Here is a 26,270-nt window from a genome sequence, read left to right as displayed (position 1 = left end):
GCCTCGAGAGGGTCGAGTGCACATCGAAGAATGATCTCGCCATTCTTCTCGACCACGTTGAAGATCCAGGCCATTCGACCGAACCATTCAAGGAGCTGCGCTAGAGGCCTATCAGGTTCTCAAGGATGCGGAGAAACGCGCCTATGACCGGATGGGCCGCCAGCGGCAGAACTGGCCAGGATTTTAAGCCGCAGCCTGACTGGGACGAAGGCTTCGAGTTCAGCGGCACAGGCAACGGGCGAAGCGCGGATGCAGACGTCAGTGATTTCTTTGAAGCGATGTTCGGCGGTGAACGCACAGGCGGGCATTCGCGGCAAACAAAGAGGCATCGTATGGGGCCGGAACGCGACGCCAGACTCGCGGACGACCTGGAAGATGACCGGGGGCGGGAAAAGTGGACCAACAGGAGCAACGAGAGGTCAGCCGCAATGTACCTTCGAGGGGGAGTTTCATCATGCTGCAAGCTAGCGAAATCCAGAAGCGTTTCAGGCCGACAAGCGTCACACCATCGACGCAGGCGTCGACTCGACCCTTGCACGCCTGTACACCACCGCCAACGGCTCGCGTGAACTTGTCGGCAAGGCCCGTGGCGTACTCGTGTTCCCGTCGGTCATCGCCGCCGGCTTCTGGATCGGCGGCCAGTACGGCGAAGGCTCGCTGCGAGTCGGCGGCAGCACGGTCGGCTATTACAGCACCACGACCGGCTCGGTCGGGCTGCAGATCGGCGCGCAATCGAAAGCCATCATTTTCCTGTTCATGACCGAGGATGCACTTGCCCGGTTCCGTAATAGCGAAGGCTGGTCAGTGGGCGGCGATGCGTCAGTGGCCGTCCTGAAAGTCGGCGCGAATGGGAACATTGATACCACCACCGCGACCGCGCCGGTCGAAGCATTCGTGCTCACGAACAGCGGGTTGATGGCCGGCGTAACGCTCGAGGGTACGAAGATCACGAAGCTCAAGTCACTGTAGCGCTCAAAACAGGCGGGGCGGTGCCGGCGTGCCTGCGTGGCGTTTTCGATCCTGCCGGAACGTCATGCACAGTCTCACGACATCGCCCTCTTCTTTCGCGGTTTTCGCGTGTCAATATGTCTGGGTGTCTGGAGCGCCGGCGAAAGCCGCGCGCGACGTCAGGATTGGTCACTAACACCGGGCGGGATCCGGGCACCAGCACTTCGAAAATAACGCGACGAAGAGGCGAGTCGAGTACGCAAGGCCGCGTGTCGGAGACGATGCCGACCATGATGGTCCCTCACCGTTCGTCCATGGTGGTGCCGCCCAGATCGACGCCTGCCCGCGGCGGCGCATCAAAACCGGTGGCAGCCGTTACTCAGGCGCGTACCTGAACTCGGGCAACGCTTTCAGGGACTCCCTGGTCGCGTCTGGCAGCCGCATCTGCTTGTCGACGACCTGAAGGCTGCCAAACGGTACAGCGACGAGATGGGTTCCCATTCCGAGAAACCCGCCTACCGAGAGAATGACGTAGGGAACCCGATCGGTTGGGCTGACGATCAGATCGTCAATCGTTCCGATGTTGTCCTTGTTGCGGTTATAGACGGGCGATCCGTTGATCCTGGAGGCCCGGTATCCCGTCGCCAGCTGGACGACGTCAACGCGTTTCGCCGTGATGGATTGTGGCGTTCCCTGAGCCCACAACGTTCCCGTGATCAGGGCCGTTCCGAGCACAGCCGCCGATACCAGCGTGATAACCCGTTTCATCGTGCACCCCCGCGGTTCAAAAACATGCGTTGGGAAAGGCGTCACGCGAGCACTTTGCCGCACTACGTGACGCCTCAAAACCTGTCGGCACGAACAGCCTACGGCTGCTTTTTCAGTTGCTCCTTTGCATCGCCGTACGCGGCCCGTGTCTTGCCGGCGACCTCTTCGACCTTACCCTTCACCCGGGTCGTTTCGCTTCCCGTGGCTTTGCCGACAGCTTCCTTGACCTTTCCCTTTGCTTCCTCGACGCGGCCTTTCACCTGATCCTTGTTCATGACACTGCTCCTTGAAAATGACGGATGACCGAACTTCTCGACGCGTGCAGGCCACGCGGTTTTCTTATGGGACGGCCCGGCGACGGCTACCCGCGAAGGAATCATCCAGACAGGAATTTCGTGCTTATATCCGGCCCAGAAGCAACAATACAAGCACAACGACTAACGCAACGCCTAACAGACCGCTGGGCATATAGCCCCACGAACGGCTGTGCGGCCAGGTCGGTATCGCACCGATCAACACCAGCACCAGCACGACTATCAATATTGTTCCCAGCATGGAACCTCTCCTTCGGACTCCGTGTTCAACCAGCCTGTCGCCGCTCTCTCGCCAGATGCACTGAATCCTCTGGCCTTTCGGAGGTTTCTCCGCAAAATTAAAAGTGATGCTGACCGGCATCCGCACAATCCGGACGAGACCCGCCCTGCAGCGTGAGCTTGGCATTGATTTGCCATGCTGTCGGTACGGTAGTGGACATCGGAATTTCTTTTTTTCCGCCCGGAGTTCGCGACTGCCGCGTGCCGGGGTACGGCTGCCAGGGGGCATGCCCGGGCTGTCAGTCCGACTGCACTCTGGCCGGCCATGAGATCGTTCGGCGCGATCCAGATGACGCTCTGCAACACGCCAGCCAAAATGCGGTATTCCGTTCAGCAGCGGTCCGGTCGCGAACAAAAACTTCTCCCTTTCACGCCAGGGTTCCATTGCGTGCCCACCCTGGTAAAGCGCGCCAGCCGTATTCGCCGGGAATGCTGCAGGGGGTATTGCGGTAACCCTGCGCTGCTCGCCCGCGCAGGAATGAAGCGCGGTGGTTTATATCGCCTTCAGATCGGGCAGCAGCCGGTCGAACTCCCGCTTCACCACGCCGTAGCATTCGCACACGCGCTTTTCGAGCCCCGGTCGATCCAGTACCTCGATGTGGCCATGACCGTAGCGGATCAGCCCCGCGTCCTGCAGTTTCAGCGCCGCCTCCGTCACGCCGGATCTCCGCACGCCAAGCATGTTGGCGATCAGTTCCTGCGTCATCTTCAGCTCGTTTGACGGCAGGCGGTCCATGCTGAGCAGCAGCCAGCGGCACAACTGCTGGTCGATCGAATGATGCCGGTTGCAGACGGCGGTCTGGGCCATCTGGGTGATCAATGCCTGGGTATAGCGCAGCAATAACCGCTGAACCGGGCCGGCGCGATGAAATTCCTCTTTCAGGATGCGCGCATCCAGTCGATACGCCTGGCCGGCGCTTTGCACGATTGCCCGGTTTGGCGTCGTTTCACCGCCCATGAAGAGCGCAATACCGATGATCCCTTCGTTGCCCACGATCGCAATCTCGGCGGACGCGCCGTCCTCCATCACATAGAGCAGCGATACGATGGAGGTCGTCGGAAAATAGACGTGATCAAGGCGGTCGCCCGACTCGTACACGACCTGCCCCAGGGGCATTTCAACCGGTACGAGATGCGGCGCCACGCGCGCCCGCTCTGCGTCCGGCAGAACCGAAAGCAGGTGGTTTTCTCCGGGATGATGTTCGTTTTCCATGTCACGCTCCCCGACATCCTGTCCAGAAACTGCACCGTTTTTGCAGAATTGTTCTTAACAGAATCAGGCATCAACGGCACTTGCATGAAAGCAGCAGACGGATGGGCGAGGATACCGACCTTGACTAAACCCGTTTAAATTATAGTTCGCGTGGGCACGGTGGCGCGTCGCGGCGCGTTGCAGCGACCACCGGCCATGGCTCAACGGGTCTGCGCTGACAGGTCTGTAAACTGCGAGGGAGGTGTCGTCTGCTGGCTGGCAGGCTCAGCAGCAGACTGAAACGGGTGGCCGCATTGCCCGCCGTTACGCCGGCTCACCGGTCATGCGCCGTTCCAGCACGATCGGCAGCCGCAGGGTGAATTCGCTGCCCGTACCGGGGCCGGCACTGGTCGCCGACACCGTGCCGCCATGCGATTCGGCGACCGCTTTCACGACGGCAAGACCCACCCCCAAACCGCCGGCACTCGCCGCAATCGTTCTGCTGGATTGAGCGAAGAGCTCGAAGATATGCGGCAGGAGCGCCGCGGATATGCCCAGACCATTGTCCTTGACGGACACCACCAGGTCCTGCCCGTCCGCGAGCACGTTCACGGCGATGCAACCCTTCTCCGGCGTGTATTTCACTGCGTTATGCAGGAGGTTGTCGACGGCCTGTGCGAGACGGACCGGATCGCCTTCAATGCGTACTGTCCTGTCGGCAATCTGCACGGTGAGTGTCTGGCCGCGTTGAGCGGCCGCCAGTGCAGCTGCGGTGAGAGGGGCGGCCAGAACCGCAACAACGTCGATGGGGGCCTTGCTCACACGTAGCGCGCCACGGTCGATCCGCGTGGCATCCATCAAGTCCTCAGCAAGCCGGGTAATCTGTGTGATCTGCCGGTCGAGCATGTCGATCGACCGTAACACCTCCGGGCGATCCGCCGATGCCCTGCGGATGAGATGGATGGCGAGTTGCATCGGCGTCAACGATCCACGAAGCTCGTGCGCCACCATCGCAAGAATTTCGTCCTTGCGTCGTAGCGCGTCGAAACGATGGGCAGCCGACTGAGCATGACTGGAAAAAGCGGTGGAGGCTCGTTGCTGCGGGCGTTCCATCATTTCATCGTTCACGTCTGCGTGGTGCGCGTCGGGCGTACCAACAGACCACCGGAAAGACACTGGATGAGCTGACATGTTGAGCCTCATTTTTTGACGCGCGAATCGCGACCAGCGAGCGATGCACGCTGCGGCATCCGACGCCCTGCCACAGCAATGGCTTGCTGTATCGCGCGCTTTGCCGACCATTCGTGAATACCTGCCTCGTGAGAGCAACCCGAAAATCGCTGGTACGCGCAGGGTGGACTAGCACGTTCTCACGGCTGACGGAGTACGTCTGTACGGTAGCGGTCAACGACCTCGCCCCCGCAGACCGCAATAAATCTGTCGTTGCGACAGTACGTGTCAACTCGGGCGATGCCACGGCCCGGTGGCAGTCGAGCCTTGTGGCACAAGTGTTCGGACAAGGCGAACAAACTTGTCACCGGCCGCATGAGTGCGGGTGAGCGGGCTGCGGGTCCATGCGACAGCATCCGTCGACAGGTGGCGGTCGTGCTCACCGACAGCAGCCGCTCGCGAAGACCGCCATGAGCTTACCGGGAGCGGCACCGTTTACAAACGTGCTCAACGACTGCACTATTTAGATAACTCTTCTTATCTCTGTGGCAACGTTTCTTGACTAAACTCCATGTCATGAAAACGCGCCTGACCTCGACACCTTCGTCTGAACCTCGCCTCGTCGATTTTCCCGATGTTGGAGTTCAGAATTGGTGCTAGCCAGCGTTCATAGCACCGCTAGCATGTCCATTAATTATGCTAGCGTGCCTTGCATATGCTGATAAATCATTTCGAGCATTGCGCTTAACCTTGCAGCCACAGCACCGCTTTTCGCACAGGAAACGTCTCGCGGAATATGGCCGCCGCCGAACACTACCACACGTGCTAATCAAAAATAGCTCTTTGCACAAGAGTTAAAGTTATCGTTCCTTAAACCAAATCAGAAAATACAGAAGCGCTTTCTGACTGCATGCGGCCGGTAACGATCCTGAACTCCACCCATGAAAAGTGTCTTTCGGATCGCATCGTCCGTGAGACTTGATATCCAGCACCGATGCGACGCTAGCAGAGTTACTGAACAAGCATCATCACGATTGTTGTACCGTCGCAACAGGCGTCGAATGGCGCTGATCGCACGCAACGCATTGCGCAGCAAGCCATCCCGGCGTTTTGGCCGCTAGCATTCCTGTGAACATGGCTAGTGGCATTTGTGAACACCAACAGCATTAAGCTTCATCTTCCAGAATCCTGTCACCGGAACATATTCAAACTCATACTGACGCTTCATCGGTATCGGCCACCTGTCTCATACAACATCCTCGTATTGGCCTCGAACTTGATTGCCCACTGCGATTGATCGAGCATGTTGACGGCTTGCAAGAAGCACCCGTTCCAAGCTTTCTCCAGGTGGTGGAAATGATGCCGGATGCAGCGTCGCATATTCATGCCCGTGTAGTTAGGCCGAGGATCACATCGACGGCGGCCTGCCCTGCGATTTCCGCGACGAGGTAGGCCAAACGTCGTGAAAACGGACCACCCCGGATTTTGATACGCTCGGCGAGCGCAAGGACTCCGGGAGCTTCGATGGAGCCGTCGATGCGAAACCAGACGTCAAACATGTCCGCCGATGTGGGCTGCAGGTCCACGTGAATCTCAAATCCACGGTATTCGACCATTCGTTGCATTCAAAACTCCGATTCCAGTACACCCGCAAAACAGGGCATACATTGAACGGTCTCGTTCACTTCCGTCGTTTAAAATGGGGCGTTGCCACGTCGATGACGGAAGCCGATAACGCCTCACGCCTGCCCGGTAGCACTGAGATCATATTCAGATTCATCGACGACACCCCATCATAATTACGCTGATATTCTGCGCCCAACTATTTCTTGCTGAAGATTGCAGGCGGGGCAGGTCAATTCCCTTATCCTTGGCTGAATTCTGTAACAGACGTACGTTCGCATGCAAATCTTCAAGATTACGCGTGCATTACTGCACTATAGGGCGCACACTCGTCGTATTCGACACGCAGGGTCTCCGGTTCTGCGTCGGCTTCCTGCTAGCCCTGACGATACTTTTGATCCGCACGGCTCCCGGTAGAGCATCCCATAACGCTCCCGCTCCCGAGGTATCGCGATCGACCTTTCGCGCCATCCGGACCACGTCTTCCTTCGTTCAGCGCATCGCTTGCATGCCGCAGGCGCGTTACCTTGAGATGGTCCGAATGGGGACGACTCGATGAAATTTTGGATTCCACAGTATTTCGTGGAATGGACGACCCCAATCCCTTGCGCGGCAATAGTCGTCCGATGTTTTCAGTTTTCTAAAGGAGTCGAAATGCTAAAGCCAGCCCGAGTGATATCAACTTTCTCTGCTACCCAAAGTGACTTCGCTCTCACGCAGAAGGCGCGCGTCGCGGCGATGGCGAAGGCGGAAAGCGATCGCGCCCAGAAGCGGCAGGACAACGACGCCCGCATTGACGTCAACGCCGGCAAGTGGCGCTATGTCTGCCAGAGAGATTAGACGGGAGCGTGAATCACCGTGATCAATTTTCCCAACCCCACTCGCTCCTATGATGCATCCAGACATTGCGTGTGCTTCTGGGGTTACGACGATTCTCGTGAGATCGCATTTCTGGTCGAAGATGCGATGCTGACAAAACTAAACCCCAACCTGGGTTCTGACGAACCTGCGTTGCTGGCGGCCTTCGATCGCAACCGGGACCGGATTCAGGAGCTCGCGAGGAATCTTTATAAAAGCGGTCCCCGGAACAGGTACACGATCTCCTGAATGACGGTGTCACGAGCAGCAGGATGGCCATGGGCGTTGTTGTACTGATCACTCTTGCCACTCTGCTGGTAGCTGCGCTTCCCACCTGGTCCACAGCCGTCCGTCGGGCGACTTCCCAACCAGCATGCTGGGCGTGCTCGTCATCGCTGGGCTCGTCATGATGCTGATGGGGAAGATGTAGAGCCGACCTTACGTTCGCACGTGTACGTGTCGTGGCAAACACGACAAACAGGAAGGAACAACATGACCTACGCAATGTATGGCGTTGCTGGCGGAATGACGTTGATATTTTCCATATCCCTTTACTGGTATCGCAAAAACCTGATTCGAAGACAGGAAATCCGCTGGCTCGACGAACATCACGTGCTCGACCGGCTCCGGGCGCGGCTCGAACTCTAGAGAATGTCGGCAGGCCGGCCATTGCAACGCGATCCGCGCGAGGAGTACCAGCGCTGAGTCATGTACGCGTCGGATTGCCCACCTGCTGGAGCAATCGGTTACTTCCAGGAAAATATTCACTTCTTGTCAATCGCATCAGCAGCGCGCTGCTGCACGCGCAGCGTCTCCGAATTTCCATGAGTTGATCTGACCGGACGTTCTCGCGAGGGAATCGAACCCAACGTACAGCAGGCAGTTGGGCAAGCGTACAACCGTACGCGAATGGCGGGTTCCTGCGCCAACCTCTTCTGCCAACCGTGCCACGGTCATACGTGGCACGCCAATCGTCTAACGTCCTCGCGAGACAGGATTTTGTATGTTCGGTTTTTTGCGCAGTTACTTCTCAAACGATCTGGCGATAGATCTCGGCACCTCCAACACACTGATCTACATGCGCGGCAAAGGCATCGTCCTCGACGAGCCTTCGGTCGTGTCGATCCGGCAGAACGGCGGCCCGAACGGCAAAAAAACCATTCTGGCGGTGGGCAAGGAGGCCAAGGAGATGCTCGGCAAGGTGCCGGGCAACATTGAAGCCATCCGCCCGATGACGGCGTGATCGCCGACTTCAACATCACCGAGCAGATGATCAAGCATTTTATCCGGATGGCGCATGCGCCCCGGGGGCTTGCGCCGTCTCCGCGCATCATTATCTGCGTGCCCTGCGGGTCGACCCAGGTCGAACGACGCGCATTCAAGGAGGCTGCGCACAGCGCGGGCGCGTCGCAGGTCTATCTGATCGAGGAGCCCATGGCCGCCGCAACCGGAGCGGGCTTGCCCGTATCATACCGCGCAGCTTCACGGTCTCGAGCAACGAGATCCTGGAAGCGCTCACCGATCCGCTGAACCGGATTGTATCGGCGGTGAAGATCGCGCTCGAACACACGCCGCCGGAACTCGGCGCCGACATCGCCGAACGCGGCATCATGCTTGCTGGCGGTGGTGCGCTGCTGCGCGATCTCGACCGTCTGCTCGCGGAAGAAACCGGCCTGCCCGTGCTCGTCGCCGAAGACCCGCTGACGTGCGTCGTGCGCGGCTCGGGCATGGCGCTCGAGCGCATGGACAAATTCGGTGGTGTCTTTTCCTACGATTAAGCGTGGGGACGCGATCCGCACACGGCGGTCCTCAGCGGCAAGGCCTGTTCAGTTTTCATTTCCGCGCGAACCGCCTCCCGAGACATTGCGGCGGGCCGTTGCTGCAGCGTGCAGAATCGCTCGCGCAGTCGCCCATACGCCTGCTACGTACCTATCTTCAAATGCCACGGTGCATCGCAACCGGTGACCTCCAGATACCGCGAGAGTCGCATGTCGACCGTGGTTCGGCCATTCGGCGCCAGTTTGTCATCGGCACTTGTTGGCCGCGTGCTGCCGAGCGCGTCAGGCCCATGTCGACCCTCATGCAACGTTCACGCTATCGCGGCGAAAGACCGAATTCGTGATGGGAACGGACGCCGGGGCCTGGAGGTGCGGAGAAATGTGATCGGCACTTCTGGCCTCATCTTCCGTAAGGTAGTCCCAGGCGGCGGTGTCCTGCCGTGGCAGCCTGGTGATGAAGGCGTCTCGCCAGGTGCGCTGCTCGTCGTCGCTGCCTGCGTTGCCTGATCAGTCGACAACAATTCGACGCGGAATGTGTCGGCGAACGATGCGATGGTCATTGTCTGCCTGAAAAGGGCTCATTTGCCGGCCTCTGCCGCGCGCGGTCGAGTCAGGTCGTGGAACGGCAAAACGTTGGGGACGAAAAAGTCCGGTTCGCGTTCAAAAACGAATGCCCGATATCGACCGGCACGCTGTAACGTTCAAAGCGTGGACAAATTCTCCAGCTGCGCTGTCGCACGTCTGCAACTGTCTCGCAACGTCGCCCTGCCATTCCCAGCGTCTGCCATCATGCCTGTAGTGCCGGCGGTAGTTCACGGTTCGTCCTTCGACATGCGCACCACATTGTCGGGGAAATGAGTCAGAAAAAAACGTCAGCGGCAAAGAGATGCCCTCGCGATACAAGCACAAGAACCATACGACGTCGGCGATGCCCTGATCGTAAATACCGGCACGCACGGGACTTCCAACCAGGGCGCTCCATGCCACCGCAAGGTTGTCAGCATCGGGGGGGGCGAACTGCAACACAAAAGTCGTCCAGGGTCGTCGTCCAGCCGCGCCCTTCAAGTTCTAAACGCGGGAAGTTGAAACGAACACCTTGCGGGTCATTCAATCGCGTCGGTTTGCCCCGGGGAGAGAATCGGGCAGTCCCGCGTCGGAATAGCACCGCTTTCTGACCCCACTCCTTTGGTCTTTCGTGCATACCTCATCGTCGACTCCGGTGATTGCATCGTTTCGATTTTCAGACAGCCGGCGGAAAATGATCGCGACGGCCGGATCAACATCGCGCTTAACCACGAAAACCGAGCTGCTGTCCCGTCACTCGCCGAACGATTGTTTAAAACTCCGCAGCCGTGGAGGTCGGATGAGCGGCAGAAAAATCAAAACCCGGTGGCACGTCGGTCAGAAGCGAATAGAGGTCGCAGGCGGCAAGCGGATCAAATAAAGCACGTCGCGACAATCTTTCGCTGCGGCCAGGGACCCTGTTAGGTAACACGATGCAACCCACGCCTGATCGCGCTGGCTCGGCCGGCATGTTTGCGATTGCTATGCGATAGTGAAGAGGGAATTCGACCGGATGTTGCCGGATTTGCAGGCGCGTTGACCGGGGTGCGAGTGCGCCGTCGGTCGGGCCGGAAGATATGATGCCGTCAATCGACGCTACGTCGGGAGTCGCTCGATTTCGTCGAGTCGCCTGAGTAGTCGGGTCACACGGCTCCCACCATCAGGTAATAGCCGCTGATGCGGCGATAGCGAAGCAATGCGCCGATGCCAGTACGAGAGTCCAAGGGCACTCCCCGGCACAAGAAACGGAAAGATCTGTTCGAGGTGTGTCAGTTCTTCCTCAAATTGTTTGTGCAGCACTATGGCTCCCGGAAGCTGTCGATGTCCCGTGCCAAGTATGTGCTGATTGTTCCTGCAAGTCTCCCACTACCTTACTACTTGTGCAGCGAACCCGACTTTTCGTGCGAAACGCGGATACGACCCGTTAGATCGCATGCTGATAAATCGGCATTGAGGGGCCAGGGGCATAAAAGGGCCCGCCGGAAATGCCACGTGCACAAGCTCGTCTGCATTCGACGTACAACGGCCACGCCGGGTGTAAGAGACGCGCGCTAGTGGTGCCGGGGCAGGCGCACAACGAACACTGTTTCTGTCTCGTCTGAGCGCGCGTCGATCACCCCCCCGTGGGCCTTGGCAATCTCGCGCGCGATATACAGTCCGAGCCCCAGACTGCTGCCGGCATTTCTTTCCTGATGGTTCGGGCCGCGCTGGAGCGGATCGAACATATGATCGAGAACTGAGCTCTCGATGGAGGGGCCGCTGTTTTTCACCTCCAGACGGACTTCCGCGGCCTCACCCGTCAACGTCACACGCACTGGCGCGTCTGGCGCTCCGTATTTGATCGCATTCAGAACGAGGTTCCCAAGTAACTGCTGGAGACGCCGGCCGTCCCAAACGCCCTGGCAGTTGCCGGCCACATCCAGATCGAGCTGACGGTCCGGGTGCACCGCCCGCACCAGGTCCAGTTCATCGGCAAACCGCTTTGCAAGGTCCCCCTCGGTCGGTGCGATATTGATGCCCAAACCTAGCCGGGTTCGATTGAAATCAAGCATATCGTCCAGCAGCGCCTGCATCTGAGCGCCACTTCTGATCAAACGGGACGCGGCTTCCGACACTTTATCGCCGGCGTTCAGCGCCGCGAGGTACGAAGCGGTCATCAGGATGGTTTGGAGCGGACTGCGCATATCGTGCCCCAGCATTCCAAGCAACAGGTTACGAGCCTGATCCACCTGTGCACTGAAAAAGCTGATTGATTCGGCAATTGCCTGGTCGATGGCCTCGTTGAAGCGAATGATGTCGTCCAGATGAGGCATGTCGGGCTGACACTCATCGATCCACAGGCGCAGCACGCTGGCGCGCAGGGCGCGGTATTCGGCGGCCAGCTGGTTGATGTCAAACCCGCCCCGCGCGCGCAGAAGGGCGTGCGTTTGTGCGGCGGTCTCCGGGGCCCCGGCCAGCTTGGGCGCCTGCCCGATTGATTTCTCGAACTGGGCGTCGCTGGTCTGGAATGTCGACAAATCCTTTGCGACGGCCTCCAGAATCTGTTGCGCATGATCGCGCAAGGCCAGTGATCGCATGTTTGCTGCTGCCGGCAACAGTGTGCCCGCGAACGTCTCCCACTGTGCCAGAATGGCTTCCATGTCACGCAGGATGAAGTCAGCCAGTCGCATGTCTGCCCCGAAGGATGGAAAAGAGCCGATTTAACTCATTTTTGCGGAATCCGATGCTATACGCAACCGATACCCCATCTGGTCAGGCCCGGTAGTTGCTGCTCCTAAGGTTCGCAACGGGAGAATTCAATGTCTACCGGGAACGCAGGACGCCTGCTTATCGCGGACGACGACCCGAATTTGTTGGACGCATACTTGGTGTTCTTCGACGCCCACGACTACGAGACCCGAACAGCCGGAGATGGCGTGGAAGCGCTTGCGGAGTACCGTGCGTGGCGCCCGGATGCTGTTGTTCTCGATATCCAGATGCCCCATATGGACGGACGCGCGGTAGCAAGAGAGATTCGGCGCTTGCAATCCACACCGTCCCCACTGCTGGTGGCGGTTTCCGCGCTGGCATCGCCCTCCGAGCGGGCCGAATCAATCAGGTCAGGGTTCGATGACCACCTTGTAAAACCGGTGAAATTGCCCGTCCTTCTGGCTACGCTAGCGATGAACCGTTCAGATGAAGGTTCACATTGATGGGGTAGCGTATCGGTTCCGGATGTTTTCCTCGCAATCTTCCCAGTACCGAAGCGGGTCGCGATGGTGTGGATAGTGTAAGTCGAGCCACGCCGACAGCCTGCTCCAATCTGGATGGTTGGTACCAGTCTGGGCAGACCAGATCGACGACCTCTCAAGAATTTGACCATTCACGCGATCACGGACAAGCAAGCTGCCTAGTCCGCTTGAACTGTTCGCCTGTGATTCAACCAGATACCGCGGCAGAATCCTGAGCTCAGCATCCTCGGCCCACCCGTATAAGGCGCGGACCACGCCGGAGGGATCTCGCAGCTCTATGGGTCCGCTTTCCGGGCGAACGGCTGTCCATCCTTCAGGAAACTCAGTAACAACCTCGGTTTTGCCTTCCCTCACCCACTTCACGCGCCATGCCCTCGCCATCGACTCGCGCATGCGAGATACCGACTCGTAGCCAGCAGGCAACTCGATCGCCATCGGAAGAGTAATGAGGTTGTCTTTCCAGAGTCTGGTTTCGTCGTCGACGCGCTCGACCACGTCGAACACCCCTGCTTCGAATGGGTTCTCCGGCCGGCTCGATACTCTCACGTTCCCGTGAGGCAGTCCCTCGAAAAGGCGCTCGGCATCATGACGGGTAAGTTTCGTCTTTCCTTTCTTCATTGGTTTCTCTGCGCCTCGCGGATTCAAGAAAATAGCGGCAAGGATTCGACAACCATTTCGCGTCGACGTCGCGAAGGTGCCCGCCGACTGGTCCGCGCAGCAGCTTTATCGCTGGCCGCGCCGAGTGATCGGTTCAACTCCGACAGTGCCCGGCAGAGAGCCGTGCGAGGAGGTGTCACCTTTAAGGCCACTTCGAGCTGGTCGAGCAGTGCCGGCAGATTCGTTTCCGTTGTCCTGGAATGTGCAAAGTTCCTTGTTTGCATAAGGCCGCCCTCCTTGTTCTGCCGCTCCCATCAGCATGGCGTCACTGCAAGTCTTCAAGATCGAGCAACATTTGATCCGTCGTGTTCGAGCGATGGGTTTCCACGGATACGATTTGCGTCTGCGGCGCCATTTTCAGCACATCGAGATGGAAAACGACTTCCACGCCAATCCTGACAATGTCGGCAGTCGAAGGTGGCAGGTCACCGCCGTTCCCGGCGCTGGCCTGTTTTTCTTGCGCCTTCGCAACCGGCGTGTTCAAGCGGCATTCGCCAACATTGAGCGACGGCAGCCGGCCGCCGCACACTGGCACGCGTATTGGCTTCGAACGCCCTCGTCCAGAGGATCGTCTACCGAGAGCAGGTATTCGATGAACAGTTCTTCTCCTGCCCGGATTGGCCGGAGCGTGTAAATGTAGATGCGGCCGGCGTCTTCGATTGTCTCGCAATTAGGCGCGCACGCGTGGTTGAGCCATCGTGCGCTATTGCCGCCGCGGCTGCCGTCGATCACGCGTCCATCCGACAGCCCGAAAAGGAACGTATGCCCCTCGATCCCATCGCGCCGGTGGCGGCGCACGGCTTCCCGCCAGCTTGTTAACTCACCCTTATATTCGAACACGCGCTCACCCGCCCCGAGCGATCGCATCGCAAACACACCCTTGCCATGAACTGACGAACGCCGGACGATCACGCGCCGCATACTGTTTCCTTCACTGATATCCGCACCAGTATAGAAGCGGCCAATTTCTGCATCCACTGCTCCGTGATGTGCAAGTCGTAGCCAGGCCAACGGTTCCGCTCGCGACGTTGAGGTTGGAAAGGTCAGGTGTCGCGATCACCAGGGACTGTTCTGATGATCGTTGCCGCTCACTCTGGTAAGGGAACTCGACAAGACATTTACCCGTCGCGCTAAAGCTTAGCTTCGGTTTCAGGCCGCCGTGCGAAGGCACCTGGAGTCAGAACAGCTGCACGCCGAGTTCGCGCAGGCTGTCCCACTTCACGGTGCTAACGAATGTCCTGCCCGTGGTGTCGAGCGATTCGATCATCGCGCGTTGCCCCCGCGCTTCGGCGACGACGCGCACGATGCGCGTCCGGTAGCGCAGCAGCGCCCCAATCGGCGGGCACAATACTTCCCGGCGAATCCGCGATCGTTTCTTTTCCATACCGCTATCTATATAGATATCCAGACAGTTGCAGGGCCGCGGCACGTCACGGCGTCTCCGCAACCCATGCTACCAGGTCGGCCGGGACCCGTCCAGGCCGGCGTCGGGAAATGTTGACCTCCCCATCCGGCGGCGACCCTCCCGCGACGGCTAGCCGCCGGCATATCTCCGGCCGGCGACTGTTGCCCACTGTCAGGCCCCGTTCACGGCATCCTTGAACGCTTTACCGGCCGTGAACTTGACGGTCTTCGAGGCAGGGATCTGGATTTCGGCGCCAGTGGCCGGATTGCGGCCGACCCGCGCGGCGCGGGCCCCCGTCGAGAACGAGCCGAAACCGATCAACTGCACGGTGTCGCCCTTCGTCACCGTTCCAGTGATCGCGGCGATCACCGCGTCGATCGTCTCGCCAGTAACAGCCTTGCTTTCACCTGTCGCCGCGGCGACCGCATCCACCAGTTCCTGCTTGTTCATTGTCGATTGCTCGTTGTGGTTGTGATGTCGCCACCCTACCCGATCGGCGCGCCTTCATGCAATCACCGCCAGCAGGCGGTCCGATTCCGCGGCAACCGGATCAGTTGCGGGCGCACCGACTTCGCCGCGCGTCGCGCCCGGGTCAACCGGAAACGCCCCGCTACGGCTGATTTGCTGTTGATTTATTAGGGATACGTCAAATTCTAACCCTGATAACTGGTATTAGCAGCGTTGCGTTTTCAAGCCAAGCTGAACAGCTACGCATCAACAATCAGCTCAATCGACGGGTCCTTTTATCGCAGACCGTTGGTTGCGTTAGCAGGTCGACTTTGGTTCGCCTGGATTTCGGCGTACTTGCAAGCGTGACCATACCCGGATCAAGACCGTCTGCTCAGCGTCCGCCGGGAATGACGATCGGACGAATTGCCAAGCCGCACGCAGCCGAAGCCGGATCGGCGATCCGCAAGTCCGCGAATGCGCCGTTATTCCAGCCAGTTCGATCTACAGGCACCGCGATGACAGCGGATGGCGTGTACAAATGCATCCAGGCCTACGCCACCCAGGCTGGCATTGACGTACTGGGCTTTGGTGTACACAGCCTGCGCGCCACAGCAGCGACCAATGCGCTCCAGCACCAAGCCGATATTGCGAAGGTGCAGGAATGGCTGTGGCATGCGAGCATCTCGACAACAAGGCTGTACGATCGCAGACGCGCACGTCCCGAGGAGTCCCCCACCTTCAGGGTCACGTATTGAGCTCGCGCGGTTCAGTCAAGCTACGCTCGCGAGCATCGATCGACGACAGGTGATCGCGCCGCAATGGCAGACATACCGATTGCGTACGCTCTCGGTAAGTGGCTCATCAATCGCGAGCTGGTAGTCAATGAACAGCTCCTCGCCCACGTCAATGCTCGACGTGGCCTCGATGAATATCCGGCCCGCGTCTTCCACCGCTTCACAGTTGGCTCCGCATGCGTGGTTAAGCCACCGCGCACTGTTACCGCCGCGACTACCATCGATCACTCGGTCATCCGACAGCGCAAAATGAAAGGTGTGCCCGATGACACCCCTCTTCTTCATGCCGATGCGCCGCTTCGCGTCACCTCGTCACGTCGCCCTTGAATTCAAGCACACGTTCGCCTGCGGCAAGCGGCCGGAGGGCAAACACTCCCTTTCCATGAACCGGCGAATGCCGGACGATCAGACGCCGCATAGGTCTCCCGATAGTCGCATCCACATGATAAATACGCGCGCACAATTTTCATAATACGCACATCACCGAAATTTGCCGCCGCGTTTTCTGCAACGGCAGGCCTTTTTTTCTGAGTGGGCATCATTCCCCTACTCGCCGGTGGCCGCTGGGTCCTTGCATCGATCGAATCGCGTCTTAAGGTCACGTTGCCGTTTGCGAACTGCGGCGTAGACAGCTCGCGCATAGGGAGGAACTTGCATGAAAGCGATTCGAAAATACTGGCGCATCTTCTGGACTGAATGCTGGGCGACGTTAATGGATTTTGCCAGCCCAATCACGGCCCTTCTCAGGTGGATTTGCCGCCGCCGAAATTAACTGACTAAAAAGCACCCGCGTCCCGAGCGAACGTGGGTGCACTTCAGTTCTCCGCTTCGCTCCTGTCTCGTCACCCCCTCCGTCCCTTCCTCCAAGCTTCCGCTGCCGCGGCTTCTCCCCGTTCGCGGCCTGTCCGTCTTTGCTCTCATCTCAGACCGACTTGCGTTCGTCTTTTCCCACGCGAAACTGGGTTCGCGTACTCGCGTTTTCTGACTCGCAACTCGTCTCTCACTTACCTGGAGAATGGCAATGCATCCTGTCGAAACACAGTTGTCCCGAACCCTGACCGACCCTGCGTACGCGGACCTGCCTGAACCCTGCCGAAAGATTATTCGCGCTTCGATCGTGCTGGCCGACGTCGTTCCGTACGCGTCCCTGACTGTTCTATGGTTCTCGGTCGTCTGGGCTGTCAATGAACTGCAGTTGCTCACCGGACACGTCTTGTGGGGAGCGCCCCATGCCCTCCTTGATCTCATCAAACTGGGAATCTCATCCGTTGCGCTGCTGATGCTCTACGTCATGCACATCACGCGGTCCGAATGGATCCGTCTCGCACACCAAACCATATACGACGGACTTGAGGAATGCCTGCGCCCGTGGGTGAAGTAGCCGCTCCTGATTCCAAAAATCTCATCATCCAAGGATATCTTCAATGAAGCCCATCCTGCGCTACTTAATCAAAGCAGTCTTCCTTTTCGGTCTGGCGTTGTTGCTCTATGTCTGGGCGCACGCGACTCTCGCGGGTTTTCATATGGACGCGCCGATAAGCCGATCACACCGCCTCTGGACCCTCGGCTTCACCTTTTTCGCCGGCTCCATGCTATGGCTTTCGCTCCGGCAGTACCCCATGGTGCGGTGGCTCGCGCTTGCCATGATTGGCGCAGCGGTGTCTCAAGTGCTGTTCCCTTTCGATTCCATATCTCTCGCGGCCCTCGTCAGTTGGGTCCTGATTGTCTGCTTCGTAGTCGTGCGCCCCGGAAAGCGAAAACCTCAAGCATCTCCGGCGACCGTCAACCCGGACAGCCCCGCATCGACCTCCCGGCACCCCGAAGAGCCCCTGTATGAATTCGACAATCGTATCGCCGTGCCAACGATTCGATTCAATCAGATCGTCGGGATGACCGAGACGAAATCGCGCCTGCTGCGTGCCGGTGCGGAAATCGTCCGGAACACAGCCGAACGTCCCCGTAACGGCATCCTGCTATCCGGCGAGCCGGGCAACGGCAAAACAATGTTTGCGGAAGCATTGGCCGGCGAACTGGGTGTGCCTTTCTTTTCTCTGTCTTATCAGGACATCGCATCCAAGTGGATAAATGAAACGCCTGTCCGAGTAAAGGCCGCCTTCGCGAGAGCGACCAAGCTGGATGAAGGCGTCTTCTTCATCGACGAAATCGATGCCTTCCTGAAACCGCGCGGAGACGGGAGTCACCATATGGATCGTGATCTGACCAACGTGATGTTGACCGAGCTGGTCCGGTTGCGGGCCACACGCATTGTTATCGTCGGAGCCTGCAATAATTCGGAGTGGCTTGATGCCGCAGCCATCCGCGAGGGGCGATTCGACTTCAAGATCACCGTGCCGCCGCCGGATCTGGACGCACGAAGGGCGATTCTCAGTCGATCCGTTGCCAATGCACTGGACCGTCGGCAGTTCCCGCCCCTAGTACTCGCCACGCTGGCCGAACGATGGGAGGGCTTCAGTGCCGCCCGGCTCGCATCCCTTGGGGCGGAGCTGGCGGATATGCAGCGCGAGGGACTCGTCGGCACAGGATCGCTGACATTTGATACGGCGATGCAGGCGATGCGGAGACTGCAAGGCAGCAAGGGAAGATTACCCGAATGCGTGAAGCCGATCGGAGAAATCCTCATGCCTGAGATATCTCAACACGCCTTGCACGATCTCGCGTTCAAGTTACAGCACGCGTATAACTTCGAGAAGCTCGGCGGCCGTCTACCACGGGGAGTATTGTTTTACGGTGCTCCTGGTACAGGCAAAACCCAAGGCGCGATGTCACTCGCGGCAGCCAGCGGATGTGCCTTCCTGAAGACTACTGGGGCAGAGCTGCTCGCGAACCCTTCTTCATGGGATCAACTCGTCAAGGACGCGAAGAATTTACGGCCTGCGATCGTATTTATCGACGAGGCAGATGATGTCCTCCGTGAACGACGCGTCTCGGGGGTGGCTGCGGTGACAAACAAAATTCTCACCTCAATCGATGGCGCGGATGGCCGTGTGCGCGACGTGTTGTACGTAGCGGCAACGAATCGACCGGAATCGCTGGATGGCGCGGCAATCCGGGGCGGCCGGTTCGAGCAGCAGATCCGATTTGAGATCCCGGGAGAAGACGCGCTGGCAGCCTACGTTCGCACGAAACTGAAAAAGCTTGCTGGCAACATGTTTAGCGTCTCGCGCCAGACGACCGAATACGTGGTTGGGGGTCTACGGGGACGTTCGATCGCCGATGCCGATGCGGTACTGCAACGCGTGATTGACAGTGCGGCACTCAGACAGTTGCGTGATGGTGCTGACACTATCGTTCCGGCCGACGTGCGTGCGGCGCTGGGCAGCACGACTGCGCAGGGACTACGGACGACGGTCTGAAAAGAGTTCGGCGGAGCGTTCCATTTTGACGGAGATTGCGCTTCCCATCCTGTTTTCAACCGCCAGAACCTCTGGGCGACGACGATGAATATTACCCTGATTGAATATGAAGATGTCCCACGTGACGGCGAGATGTCGCCGGGCGCTGCGGTCAAAGTCAACGGCATGTGGATAGTTAGCGCACCAGATGTAAGTGATGGAATCGGCATTCAATTGAACGATCCAGAGCACTTTGCAATTTGCCTGTTTCCTCGGACCGATCTCGGTACGGTCTCCGGGTTTGCTTTTGAGTTCGCCAGTCGCCAGGAGCTTGTCGAGACTCTCGGAGACTACGCACTCTGGACGAGCGCGATCGTTCGGCAACACTGAACCGTTATCGGCGGGTGTATGCGTTGGACGTAGTGGCTGACGTCGAGCATCGGCGAACTGCCCCGCACCGGACGTTGCGCCCCCCCCAAAAGCAGCTGCAAATCAACTAGCAGTGCCGCTCCGGCGCCCCGTCGTGCATCACTTGCCATTGCCAAAATCACAACCCGCCGCACGACGGCGCGCCGCGCTCCGTACACGAGTGCCCAACCAAATAACTGCCCAACATTCTTCCCGTGGAGGTAAGTCAAGCTAATATAAATATTGCGTCGAACGGCGCCCACCAACAGCGAGAAATCGCGTCATTGCAACCCGTTAGTACCGTCGATATTGTCGACACCCACAGGGATAGGCGCTCGGATCGCTCAGTTTTACCAGGTTCTTTTGCGTCTAGCCAGGCTGCCCTGCCGTCATGCCGTTGGGCGACCCGATGGCGTACCGCCCAATGGCACCGTCACCTGTCCATATGTCGCAGGCAGAAATCGCCGCAATGCTTCCTGACGCTGCATGTGCCCCTTCGTCCGCGCTCCTGTTACTCAAAACCAGCGAGTGCCGATGAGATAGTTCAAAGACATTTGATAAAGCTCTCGCGTCTGCCCGTTTCGAAAATCGAGCCTCAGTTTTTCTGAGAACAGCGTAGTTACGACGCCCGTAGCCAACACGGCGGGTTGCGCTTTCGCAATGCGTTGCGCAATCTCCGTCGCCCGGCTCGAAAGCATCGCCCGTTGGACGAGCTGAGCTCCGCATCCGTTAGAAGCCAACCACATCTTGGTGGATTCGATCACGTGATCGACTGTAAGCCACTCGTCGGTCAGATGATTCGCAAGCAGCTGCGAGGCGATGAGGTAGGTCAACAGCTCTGCTTTTGCACGTAAATCCAGAATCAGGGGGTATCCATGCTGTATCAGCGCTCGTACCTCGGACTGGACGAGCTAAAGTCGGAAGTGGTGTACGGGGGATTGAGGCGGGAGGTTGAAGGCGGTGGAGGTTTCAGCTGAGAATCTGATTGTCGAAGTCAGAAACCAGCGAACAACAAACCATTCACCATGAGCAAGTTTACGGAAAAAGCTGTCATCGGTCTATCGGAAGTCGGTGTGGGTCTGGGCCTGGACGAGTTGGTGCGGCACGGAGCGCGGCAGGTGATCCAGCAGGCAATCGAAGCGGAGTTGTCGGCGCTGCTGGAGCGCTTTGAGAACGTCAAAACCCTGCACGGGCAACGCGCCGTGGTGCGCAACGGCTACCTGCCCGAACGAGAGGTGTTGACGGCGGCCGGGCCGATTCCGGTGAAGGTACCGAAGGTTCGTGATCGATCAGGATCAGGCGTGAAGTTCAATTCATCGATTGTTCCGCCGTATGTGAGGAAGTCGCCGCGCGTGAGCGCCGCGCTGCCGTGGCTGTGTCTGAAAGGCATTTTGCGTATTTCGGCGAACGTGACCGCCGATTTCGGGAACGTGACCGATTCGGCGGGGTTGGGCGTTGCGCGGTGTTGATTGTAGATTTTCTTGTTAGTTCTGGTCGAGTTCGGGCTCCAGGACGTTGGGTTTTGGGGATGACTTTCTGAGGGATTCACCGGTGAGCGTGATCCGGTGATGACGCTGCATGAGACGGTCGAGCATTGCGTCGGCGATGGTCTCGTCGCCGATCCATCCATGCCAGTGCTCAATCGGTAACTGGCTGGTGATGATGGTCGCCTTTCCCGCCGAGCGGTCATCGATCATCTCGAGCAGATCGTTTCGGACCATCGCGTCGAGGGGAGCCATTCCCCAATCGTTCAGCAGGAGCACGTCAACGCGGGCGACCTGCAGCAGCCATTTTGTGAAGCCGCCATTGCCGTGCAGAACGCGAAGCTCCTCGCCAAGTCGCGGCACGCGCAGATACAAGGCCGAATGCCCGCGCCGGCAAGCGTATTGGGCCAGGGCGCAAGCGAGCCACGATTTCCCAGCGCCGGTTGGACCGCTGATGAGCAGGCTGTAGCCGGCTTCGACCCAGTCACCGAGCGCGAGACTCGTGAGTGAGCGCGGATCGACGCCACGGCCAGCGCGCGTGTCGAGATCTTCAATGGCGGCTTGCGGATACTTGAGGCGCGCCTGCTTGAGCAGTCGGGTACGACGGCGATCATCACGCCAGCTGGCTTCCCGGTCGACCAGCAGTGACAGGCGTTCCTCGAAGCTCAGGCTGGCCGCACCGGGCTGCGTCAGTTGTTCTTCCAGGCCGTCAGCGAAACCGTCCAGCTTCAGGGTGCGCAGTTGCGTCAGTGTCTGTTGCATCATCATGGTGGGTCTTCTTTATTGGTAGTAGCCGGGGCCGCGTACATGCGCGTGGCTCGGGCTGATCCAGTCGGCAGGCGTTGCCACTGCAGCGCGGTCGCGGTTGTTGATCAGGATGTCGCGCACGTGGCGGTAACGGTGCACGCCCAGCTCCAGTGCTAGCGCACAGGCGGCTTCGAGACGTTCGCGGCCATAGCGACGTGAGAGCGAGAGCAATCCGAGGCACGCCCGATAGCCGTGTTCCGGATGGCGTTGCTCCTGCAGCAGCCGGGTAACAAGCACGCCGGTTGCCGCGCCGATCTGCTGTCCCCAATGAATCAGCCGCTGCGGCGTCCATTCCAGATGAGCGCGGTGCGCCGCCGGCATGTGCTCGACGACGGTGGTGTAGCCGCCTGCGCGGTCGTTGCGTGCGTGGCTGGCGACACGGCGACCGCGATGCAGCAGTTCGACAGCGCCCGCCGTGATGCGCGCATCGAGCTTGAGACCGACCAGCGCGTGCGGCACGCTGTAGCGGTGTTTGTTGATCTCGACGTGATAGTCGATGTGAACCGTCACTGTCTTGAAGCGCGCGAGCTCATAGGGCTGTGCCGGCAGCGGCTGCAGTGCCGGCGCGTCCAGCTGCTCGAATGCGCCGGCGCGACATCCCGGCAGCTTCTGGAACGGCCTCTCATTCAGGTTCTTGAGCAGCGGGCGGATCGCCTCATTGACCGAGTGGACCGACTCAAACCGGTGATGACGCAGGCGCGCCATGATCCAGCGTTCGACGACCTGGACCGCAACCTCTACCTTCGGTTTGTCCTGCGGACGATATACGCGTGCAGGAAGGAATGACGTGCCGTAGTGACGCGCAAAGTCCAGCACAGTGTCGCCGGCGCGAGGTTCATAGCGATCGGGATCGGCAATCATCGCGCGCGGGTTGTCCGGCACGATCAGCTGCGGCACGCCGCCATAGAAGGTCAGCGCGCGACCAATGCCGCCCAGCCAGTCCTCCATCGTTTCGGCTGGCGTCGCGCATGCGAACGTATAACTCGATGCGCCCATGGCCGCCACGAAGATGTGCGCGCGGCGTCCAGTCGTCAGCGGCAACGTGGGACCGGCGAAGTCGACAAACAGCTTCTCGCCGGCGCGGTGAATCTGACGCATCGAGCGCTTCAGGCGTTTCGTGAACGCCTTGTAGTGCTCGCAGAACTGCGTATAGCGGTAGGTCTGCCGGTCCGCGAACTCGGCCTGGTACTCCTCCCACAGCAACGTCAGCGTCATGCCCTTGCGACGCAGCTCCTGGTGGATGCGTCCGTAGTCGGGCTGGGCGTAGCCTGCTGGCCCCGTGGGCTTGCCGAGAAGCCGCCGCTCGAGGTCGCCTTCATCCATATCGCAGGCGCTTGCCCAGTCCAGCCCGGCGGCACCGGCCAGTCCTATGTACTTCGTGACCACGCCCTTGGATATGCCCAGTGACGCGGCGATCCGATCGTGCGAGAAGCCGCCGTCGAATTTAAGTCGTAAAACGTCCTTGATCATGCGCATGTTCATCCTGTGCGCGGGCATGCTCTCTCCGGCAAAAGCCGGCGAGCATAGCCCGCGTAGTTGATGTCATGCGCAACGCCAATCCTGCCTTCCGGTCCGCTCGGTCACGTTCCCGAATTGACCGGTCACGTTGCCGAAATCGCCGGTCACCATCCCGAAACGGCCGGTCACGTTCGTCCGAAATACGCACATTTCGACCGGCGACATGAGCGAAGCGCTGGGCGTGCTGCTGGGCGAGGACGCCAAGGGGCTGTCGGCGAACGTGGTAAGTTGCCTGAAGGCGCAATGGGCCGAAGAGCATGCCAGCTGGAGCCGGCGTGATCTGTCCAGGTCGCGCTACGTGTACTGGTGGGTCGACAGCATCCATACGGGGCTGCGCAGCAAGAACTCCGACGGCCAATGCCTGCTGGTGATCATCGGCGTCAAGCCCGACGGCAGTAAGGAGCGTGTGGCGATCGGCGACGGCTATCGGGAGTCGAAGGCGTCCTGGGAGGAGCTGCTGCTCGATCTGAAGGCGCGTGGCCTGCAGGCCGGCCCGCTGCTTGCGGTCGGCGACGGCGCGATGGGCTTCTGGGCCGCCCTGGAGGAAGTGTTTCCCGCGACACGCGGCCAGCGCTGCTGGTTTCACAAGATGGGCAACGTCCTGAATGCGCTGCCCAAGTCGCAACAGGGTCGCGCGAAGGCGGACCTGCAGGCGATATGGATGGCTGCCACGCGCGCCGATGCGTATGCCGCCTTCGATCGCTTCGTGTCGATCTATGCAGCGAAATATCCGAAGGCAACCGAAACACTGAAGAAAGATCGGGAAAGTCTGCTCGCGTTTTACGACTTTCCAGCGGAGCACTGGCAGCATCTGCGGACCACGAACGCGATCGAGTCGACGTTCGCGACCGTGCGTCACAGCACGACGCGTACGCGCAACTGTGTGTCGCGACCGACCTTCCTGGGTCTGGCATTCAAGCTGATCGAGGAATCCGAGAAAACGTGGCGCCGCATCAACGGCCCTGAAAAGATCAAGCTGTTGCTGGAGGGCATTGCCTTCAAGGACGGCGAACCGGTGCAAGACGATCGACCGGTTCAGCAGGAACTCGCCGCCTGACGTCGCCGACCATCAAGCTGCCCATACACCACTCTTGATGTTAGCCCCGGACTGGACTACGACATTGTAGTGCCGCCGCACAGTCGAAAACGCAAACGTACAGTGGGGAAGCTGGCGGATGTCCGTGCGCCCTCGCAGCGTCTGCCCCTAGTCAGGACTTATCCCCGGTTTTTGTTTACAAGGTTGTGGACAACCTGCGGACATACGGCCCAACGCATTGATGCAAAAGTAAAAACTCTGGCTGACGTTAATCGCACCAGCTCTCTAGCAAGGCAATGCGCGATGCGCTTCGGCAGCGGCCATGCGATTACGTAGCGGGCCTTGTCGGCAATCGGCTCGGCTACTTTCCATAATCAACGACTTGGCATAATCGGCCAAAGCCGACGTTCAGGCGTCGCTCATCGTGAGGCAGCATCAGGTTCCTTTCCCCTCATTCCACATTCGCGACCGCGACTTCGGGTTTCACTGTCAGCGGATGCGTACTCTCGACCCATTGCCACCGGATATGGAGCGGATTCTCGCGGCCGCGCCATTTCACAGTGCCGTCAGTCTTGCCGCGACCAAAGCGGTTCACTTCTCGAGCGATGAGATAGAGATCTCCGACTTCGACAGCGAAGACGCGTCTGCCGTGCTGGCCGATGACAACGCGGACATGTCCGATGACATCGACCGAGATCTCGCGATTCTCGAGCTCGAAACGGAGATCGGAAACTGGCGCCGAAGAAGCCGCATCGGCCGACTCGCACTCTCCCCTTGGCTCGTCTATTACGCCCTCAACAAGACGTTCAGCCAGGCGCCGCTGTTCACGCGTTCAATGGCGCTGAACGAGCAACCGACGGGCGAAAGGCTCAGCGATTTCATGGCATCCGGGCTCTCCGCGTTTAATTCGTTCTGGGCAGCACTCGCCAGCTTCGAGAAGGGACCGCTGTTCGGCCGCCGAGATTCGAACAGCATCATTACTAGACCAACGCCGTAGAAGGGGTCGAAAGTACGCCTCCATCGAAGACCAGAGCAACCGATCGCAGTTTTTTTCGGCGAACGACTAGTCCGCAGCAGTGATAAGGCATATCAACGTCGATGTACAAACCTCGGCTTTCCGGCCATGAACAGGAACGTGTCACTACGGATTTGAAAAGCGATCGAACGCAAGGCTTCATCGACGTGGACGAATCCTCATGCTGTCCGCGCGGATTGCTGGCGACACCACGTCTTCGAATTCGAAAATGCTTCAGCGGGAATTCACTGTTTGCATCGGGATCGTGGTTTTTTTTTGAATTCGACTACGGCTATGTCAGAGGAACCAAAAATTCCGGAAAGCCTCGCCAGTCAATGGTCTGCTGGCAAAAAAGCCGATTCACGACAGCTCTTACAGTCAACAGTTGAGCGTGTTTAATGCGGTGCTAGGTGATCAACCCACGTCGCGATGACACCGCCTTCGCGAATTCCGCCCGCAGTTCAAACGCGCATGCTTTAACCGTCGTCGCAAAAGCGCATCCGACGTCGGTATCTGGGCCCCCATGCCACTAAAAATCCTGAAGAAGCAAGCTAACCACGACTCACCTCACACATACCTATCACATGTGCACAGTTGCGACCCGAAAAAACGGTACCTG

General features: G+C 59.1%; 24 protein-coding genes and 5 pseudogenes. 13 read left to right on the top strand and 16 right to left on the bottom strand.

Annotation, left to right across the window (positions count from 1 at the left end; genetic code table 11):
* Window positions 1-486: 486 nt before the first annotated feature.
* A pseudogene (locus tag P3T16_RS31325) lies at window positions 487-969 on the top strand (BPSL1445 family SYLF domain-containing lipoprotein); the annotation flags it as partial.
* Window positions 970-1,323: 354 nt separating this feature from the next.
* On the opposite strand, the gene P3T16_RS31320 reads toward P3T16_RS31325, so the two are convergent.
* The 6 genes from P3T16_RS31320 to P3T16_RS31295 form a co-directional block, all read right to left on the bottom strand.
* Window positions 1,324-1,716 (bottom strand): PRC-barrel domain-containing protein, encoded by a 393-nt coding sequence (locus P3T16_RS31320; RefSeq protein WP_429345191.1) that lies wholly within the window; start codon window positions 1,714-1,716, stop codon window positions 1,324-1,326.
* Between the two features lie 98 nt (window positions 1,717-1,814).
* Complete coding sequence (locus P3T16_RS31315; RefSeq protein ID WP_429345190.1) at window positions 1,815-1,991, bottom strand: CsbD family protein; 177 nt, start codon at window positions 1,989-1,991, stop codon at window positions 1,815-1,817.
* Between the two features lie 124 nt (window positions 1,992-2,115).
* The gene (locus tag P3T16_RS31310; protein ID WP_429345189.1) at window positions 2,116-2,271 is read right to left on the bottom strand and encodes a DUF3309 family protein; all 156 of its coding nucleotides are present in this window, start codon (window positions 2,269-2,271) and stop codon (window positions 2,116-2,118) included.
* A 531-nt stretch (window positions 2,272-2,802) separates the two neighbouring features.
* Complete coding sequence (locus P3T16_RS31305; protein ID WP_429345188.1) at window positions 2,803-3,522, bottom strand: Crp/Fnr family transcriptional regulator; 720 nt, start codon at window positions 3,520-3,522, stop codon at window positions 2,803-2,805.
* Window positions 3,523-3,825: 303 nt separating this feature from the next.
* Window positions 3,826-4,692: a sensor histidine kinase gene (locus P3T16_RS31300; RefSeq protein WP_429345187.1), complete on the bottom strand. Its 867-nt coding sequence runs from the start codon at window positions 4,690-4,692 to the stop codon at window positions 3,826-3,828.
* Between the two features lie 1,361 nt (window positions 4,693-6,053).
* Window positions 6,054-6,296 carry a hypothetical protein gene (locus tag P3T16_RS31295; protein WP_429345186.1) on the bottom strand — a complete coding sequence of 81 codons (243 nt, stop codon included), beginning with the start codon at window positions 6,294-6,296 and terminating at the stop codon, window positions 6,054-6,056.
* 652 nt (window positions 6,297-6,948) lie between these two features.
* Here P3T16_RS31295 and P3T16_RS31290 point away from each other — a divergent pair.
* From P3T16_RS31290 to P3T16_RS31275, 4 genes and pseudogenes are all read left to right on the top strand, one after another.
* Entirely contained in the window at window positions 6,949-7,134 is a 186-nt protein-coding gene (locus tag P3T16_RS31290; RefSeq protein WP_429345185.1) for a hypothetical protein, read from the top strand.
* Between the two features lie 12 nt (window positions 7,135-7,146).
* Window positions 7,147-7,401, top strand: coding sequence for a DUF1488 domain-containing protein (locus tag P3T16_RS31285; RefSeq protein ID WP_429345201.1), 255 nt, complete (start codon window positions 7,147-7,149; stop codon window positions 7,399-7,401).
* 243 nt (window positions 7,402-7,644) lie between these two features.
* A complete protein-coding gene (locus P3T16_RS31280; protein ID WP_429259573.1) occupies window positions 7,645-7,800 on the top strand; it encodes a hypothetical protein in 156 nt (51 codons plus the stop codon).
* A gap of 355 nt (window positions 7,801-8,155) precedes the next feature.
* Window positions 8,156-8,930 (top strand): annotated as a pseudogene (locus P3T16_RS31275) (rod shape-determining protein).
* A 2,114-nt stretch (window positions 8,931-11,044) separates the two neighbouring features.
* Here the strand turns inward: P3T16_RS31275 and P3T16_RS31270 are convergent.
* Window positions 11,045-12,163, bottom strand: coding sequence for an ATP-binding protein (locus P3T16_RS31270; protein ID WP_429345184.1), 1,119 nt, complete (start codon window positions 12,161-12,163; stop codon window positions 11,045-11,047).
* 129 nt (window positions 12,164-12,292) lie between these two features.
* Here P3T16_RS31270 and P3T16_RS31265 point away from each other — a divergent pair, with 129 nt between their 5' ends.
* Entirely contained in the window at window positions 12,293-12,685 is a 393-nt protein-coding gene (locus tag P3T16_RS31265) for a response regulator (RefSeq protein ID WP_429259575.1), read from the top strand.
* On the opposite strand, the gene P3T16_RS31260 is transcribed toward P3T16_RS31265, so the two are convergent.
* The 5 genes and pseudogenes from P3T16_RS31260 to P3T16_RS31240 all read right to left on the bottom strand — a co-directional run.
* Window positions 12,677-13,342: a hypothetical protein gene (locus tag P3T16_RS31260; protein ID WP_429345183.1), complete on the bottom strand. Its 666-nt coding sequence runs from the start codon at window positions 13,340-13,342 to the stop codon at window positions 12,677-12,679. The two genes, P3T16_RS31265 and P3T16_RS31260, sit on opposite strands and share 9 nt — an antisense overlap.
* 304 nt (window positions 13,343-13,646) lie before the next feature.
* Window positions 13,647-13,865 carry a hypothetical protein gene (locus P3T16_RS31255; RefSeq protein ID WP_429345182.1) on the bottom strand — a complete coding sequence of 73 codons (219 nt, stop codon included), beginning with the start codon at window positions 13,863-13,865 and terminating at the stop codon, window positions 13,647-13,649.
* Window positions 13,862-14,302 (bottom strand): SET domain-containing protein, encoded by a 441-nt coding sequence (locus tag P3T16_RS31250; protein WP_429345200.1) that lies wholly within the window; start codon window positions 14,300-14,302, stop codon window positions 13,862-13,864. The genes P3T16_RS31255 and P3T16_RS31250 overlap by 4 nt, the downstream gene beginning before the upstream one ends.
* A 256-nt stretch (window positions 14,303-14,558) precedes the next feature.
* Window positions 14,559-14,765: a hypothetical protein gene (locus tag P3T16_RS31245; protein WP_429259579.1), complete on the bottom strand. Its 207-nt coding sequence runs from the start codon at window positions 14,763-14,765 to the stop codon at window positions 14,559-14,561.
* Window positions 14,766-14,957: 192 nt separating this feature from the next.
* Window positions 14,958-15,239 (bottom strand): annotated as a pseudogene (locus P3T16_RS31240) (HU family DNA-binding protein); the annotation flags it as partial.
* A 404-nt stretch (window positions 15,240-15,643) separates the two neighbouring features.
* Between P3T16_RS31240 and P3T16_RS31235 the strand changes: the two are divergent.
* Window positions 15,644-15,991, top strand: a complete 348-nt coding sequence (locus P3T16_RS31235; protein ID WP_429345181.1) for a tyrosine-type recombinase/integrase — start codon at window positions 15,644-15,646, stop codon at window positions 15,989-15,991.
* 15 nt (window positions 15,992-16,006) lie between these two features.
* Here the strand turns inward: P3T16_RS31235 and P3T16_RS31230 are convergent, their stop codons facing one another.
* On the bottom strand, window positions 16,007-16,315 hold the full coding sequence (locus P3T16_RS31230) for an SET domain-containing protein (RefSeq protein WP_429345180.1): 309 nt from the start codon (window positions 16,313-16,315) through the stop codon (window positions 16,007-16,009).
* 736 nt (window positions 16,316-17,051) lie between these two features.
* Here P3T16_RS31230 and P3T16_RS31225 point away from each other — a divergent pair.
* From P3T16_RS31225 to P3T16_RS31215, 3 genes are all read left to right on the top strand, one after another.
* Window positions 17,052-17,411 carry a hypothetical protein gene (locus P3T16_RS31225; protein WP_429345179.1) on the top strand — a complete coding sequence of 120 codons (360 nt, stop codon included), beginning with the start codon at window positions 17,052-17,054 and terminating at the stop codon, window positions 17,409-17,411.
* A 43-nt stretch (window positions 17,412-17,454) separates the two neighbouring features.
* Window positions 17,455-19,404: an AAA family ATPase gene (locus tag P3T16_RS31220; RefSeq protein ID WP_429345178.1), complete on the top strand. Its 1,950-nt coding sequence runs from the start codon at window positions 17,455-17,457 to the stop codon at window positions 19,402-19,404.
* Window positions 19,405-19,488: 84 nt separating this feature from the next.
* On the top strand, window positions 19,489-19,773 hold the full coding sequence (locus P3T16_RS31215; RefSeq protein WP_429345177.1) for a hypothetical protein: 285 nt from the start codon (window positions 19,489-19,491) through the stop codon (window positions 19,771-19,773).
* A 533-nt stretch (window positions 19,774-20,306) separates the two neighbouring features.
* Here P3T16_RS31215 and P3T16_RS31210 read toward each other — a convergent pair.
* The gene (locus P3T16_RS31210) at window positions 20,307-20,624 is read right to left on the bottom strand and encodes a hypothetical protein (protein ID WP_429345176.1); all 318 of its coding nucleotides are present in this window, start codon (window positions 20,622-20,624) and stop codon (window positions 20,307-20,309) included.
* A 192-nt stretch (window positions 20,625-20,816) separates the two neighbouring features.
* Here P3T16_RS31210 and P3T16_RS31205 point away from each other — a divergent pair.
* Window positions 20,817-21,182: pseudogene (locus tag P3T16_RS31205) on the top strand (transposase); the annotation flags it as partial.
* Between the two features lie 93 nt (window positions 21,183-21,275).
* Here the strand turns inward: P3T16_RS31205 and istB are convergent.
* Together istB and istA are read right to left on the bottom strand one after the other, a co-directional pair.
* On the bottom strand, window positions 21,276-22,043 hold the full coding sequence (istB, locus tag P3T16_RS31200) for an IS21-like element helper ATPase IstB (protein ID WP_429345175.1): 768 nt from the start codon (window positions 22,041-22,043) through the stop codon (window positions 21,276-21,278).
* Window positions 22,044-22,055: 12 nt separating this feature from the next.
* Window positions 22,056-23,579: an IS21 family transposase gene (gene istA / locus P3T16_RS31195; protein ID WP_429345174.1), complete on the bottom strand. Its 1,524-nt coding sequence runs from the start codon at window positions 23,577-23,579 to the stop codon at window positions 22,056-22,058.
* Between the two features lie 169 nt (window positions 23,580-23,748).
* On the opposite strand from istA, the pseudogene P3T16_RS31190 reads away from it, so the two are divergent.
* Together P3T16_RS31190 and P3T16_RS31185 are read left to right on the top strand one after the other, a co-directional pair.
* A pseudogene (locus P3T16_RS31190) lies at window positions 23,749-24,657 on the top strand (IS256 family transposase); the annotation flags it as partial.
* A 505-nt stretch (window positions 24,658-25,162) separates the two neighbouring features.
* The gene (locus P3T16_RS31185) at window positions 25,163-25,633 is read left to right on the top strand and encodes a hypothetical protein (RefSeq protein ID WP_429345173.1); all 471 of its coding nucleotides are present in this window, start codon (window positions 25,163-25,165) and stop codon (window positions 25,631-25,633) included.
* Window positions 25,634-26,270 lie beyond the last annotated feature (637 nt).

Source organism: Paraburkholderia sp. GAS42 (assembly GCF_050436565.1).
In the GTDB taxonomy this organism is placed as follows: domain Bacteria; phylum Pseudomonadota; class Gammaproteobacteria; order Burkholderiales; family Burkholderiaceae; genus Paraburkholderia.
This window is presented reverse-complemented; position numbering and strand designations above follow the sequence as displayed.

Bases quoted from the DNA above. Each gene is read 5' to 3' on its own strand.
- P3T16_RS31320 (WP_429345191.1), bottom strand. From the start codon at position 1,716: ATGAAACGGGTTATCACGCTGGTATCGGCGGCTGTGCTCGGAACGGCC.
- P3T16_RS31315 (WP_429345190.1), bottom strand. From the start codon at position 1,991: ATGAACAAGGATCAGGTGAAAGGCCGCGTCGAGGAAGCAAAGGGAAAG.
- P3T16_RS31310 (WP_429345189.1), bottom strand. From the start codon at position 2,271: ATGCTGGGAACAATATTGATAGTCGTGCTGGTGCTGGTGTTGATCGGT.
- P3T16_RS31305 (WP_429345188.1), bottom strand. From the start codon at position 3,522: ATGGAAAACGAACATCATCCCGGAGAAAACCACCTGCTTTCGGTTCTG.
- P3T16_RS31300 (WP_429345187.1), bottom strand. From the start codon at position 4,692: ATGTCAGCTCATCCAGTGTCTTTCCGGTGGTCTGTTGGTACGCCCGAC.
- P3T16_RS31295 (WP_429345186.1), bottom strand. From the start codon at position 6,296: ATGCAACGAATGGTCGAATACCGTGGATTTGAGATTCACGTGGACCTG.
- P3T16_RS31290 (WP_429345185.1), top strand. From the start codon at position 6,949: ATGCTAAAGCCAGCCCGAGTGATATCAACTTTCTCTGCTACCCAAAGT.
- P3T16_RS31280 (WP_429259573.1), top strand. From the start codon at position 7,645: ATGACCTACGCAATGTATGGCGTTGCTGGCGGAATGACGTTGATATTT.
- P3T16_RS31270 (WP_429345184.1), bottom strand. From the start codon at position 12,163: ATGCGACTGGCTGACTTCATCCTGCGTGACATGGAAGCCATTCTGGCA.
- P3T16_RS31265 (WP_429259575.1), top strand. From the start codon at position 12,293: ATGTCTACCGGGAACGCAGGACGCCTGCTTATCGCGGACGACGACCCG.
- P3T16_RS31260 (WP_429345183.1), bottom strand. From the start codon at position 13,342: ATGAAGAAAGGAAAGACGAAACTTACCCGTCATGATGCCGAGCGCCTT.
- P3T16_RS31250 (WP_429345200.1), bottom strand. From the start codon at position 14,302: ATGCGGCGCGTGATCGTCCGGCGTTCGTCAGTTCATGGCAAGGGTGTG.
- P3T16_RS31245 (WP_429259579.1), bottom strand. From the start codon at position 14,765: ATGGAAAAGAAACGATCGCGGATTCGCCGGGAAGTATTGTGCCCGCCG.
- P3T16_RS31235 (WP_429345181.1), top strand. From the start codon at position 15,644: ATGACGATCGGACGAATTGCCAAGCCGCACGCAGCCGAAGCCGGATCG.
- P3T16_RS31230 (WP_429345180.1), bottom strand. From the start codon at position 16,315: ATGAAGAAGAGGGGTGTCATCGGGCACACCTTTCATTTTGCGCTGTCG.
- P3T16_RS31225 (WP_429345179.1), top strand. From the start codon at position 17,052: ATGCATCCTGTCGAAACACAGTTGTCCCGAACCCTGACCGACCCTGCG.
- P3T16_RS31220 (WP_429345178.1), top strand. From the start codon at position 17,455: ATGAAGCCCATCCTGCGCTACTTAATCAAAGCAGTCTTCCTTTTCGGT.
- P3T16_RS31215 (WP_429345177.1), top strand. From the start codon at position 19,489: ATGAATATTACCCTGATTGAATATGAAGATGTCCCACGTGACGGCGAG.
- istB (WP_429345175.1), bottom strand. From the start codon at position 22,043: ATGATGATGCAACAGACACTGACGCAACTGCGCACCCTGAAGCTGGAC.
- istA (WP_429345174.1), bottom strand. From the start codon at position 23,579: ATGCCCGCGCACAGGATGAACATGCGCATGATCAAGGACGTTTTACGA.
- P3T16_RS31185 (WP_429345173.1), top strand. From the start codon at position 25,163: ATGGAGCGGATTCTCGCGGCCGCGCCATTTCACAGTGCCGTCAGTCTT.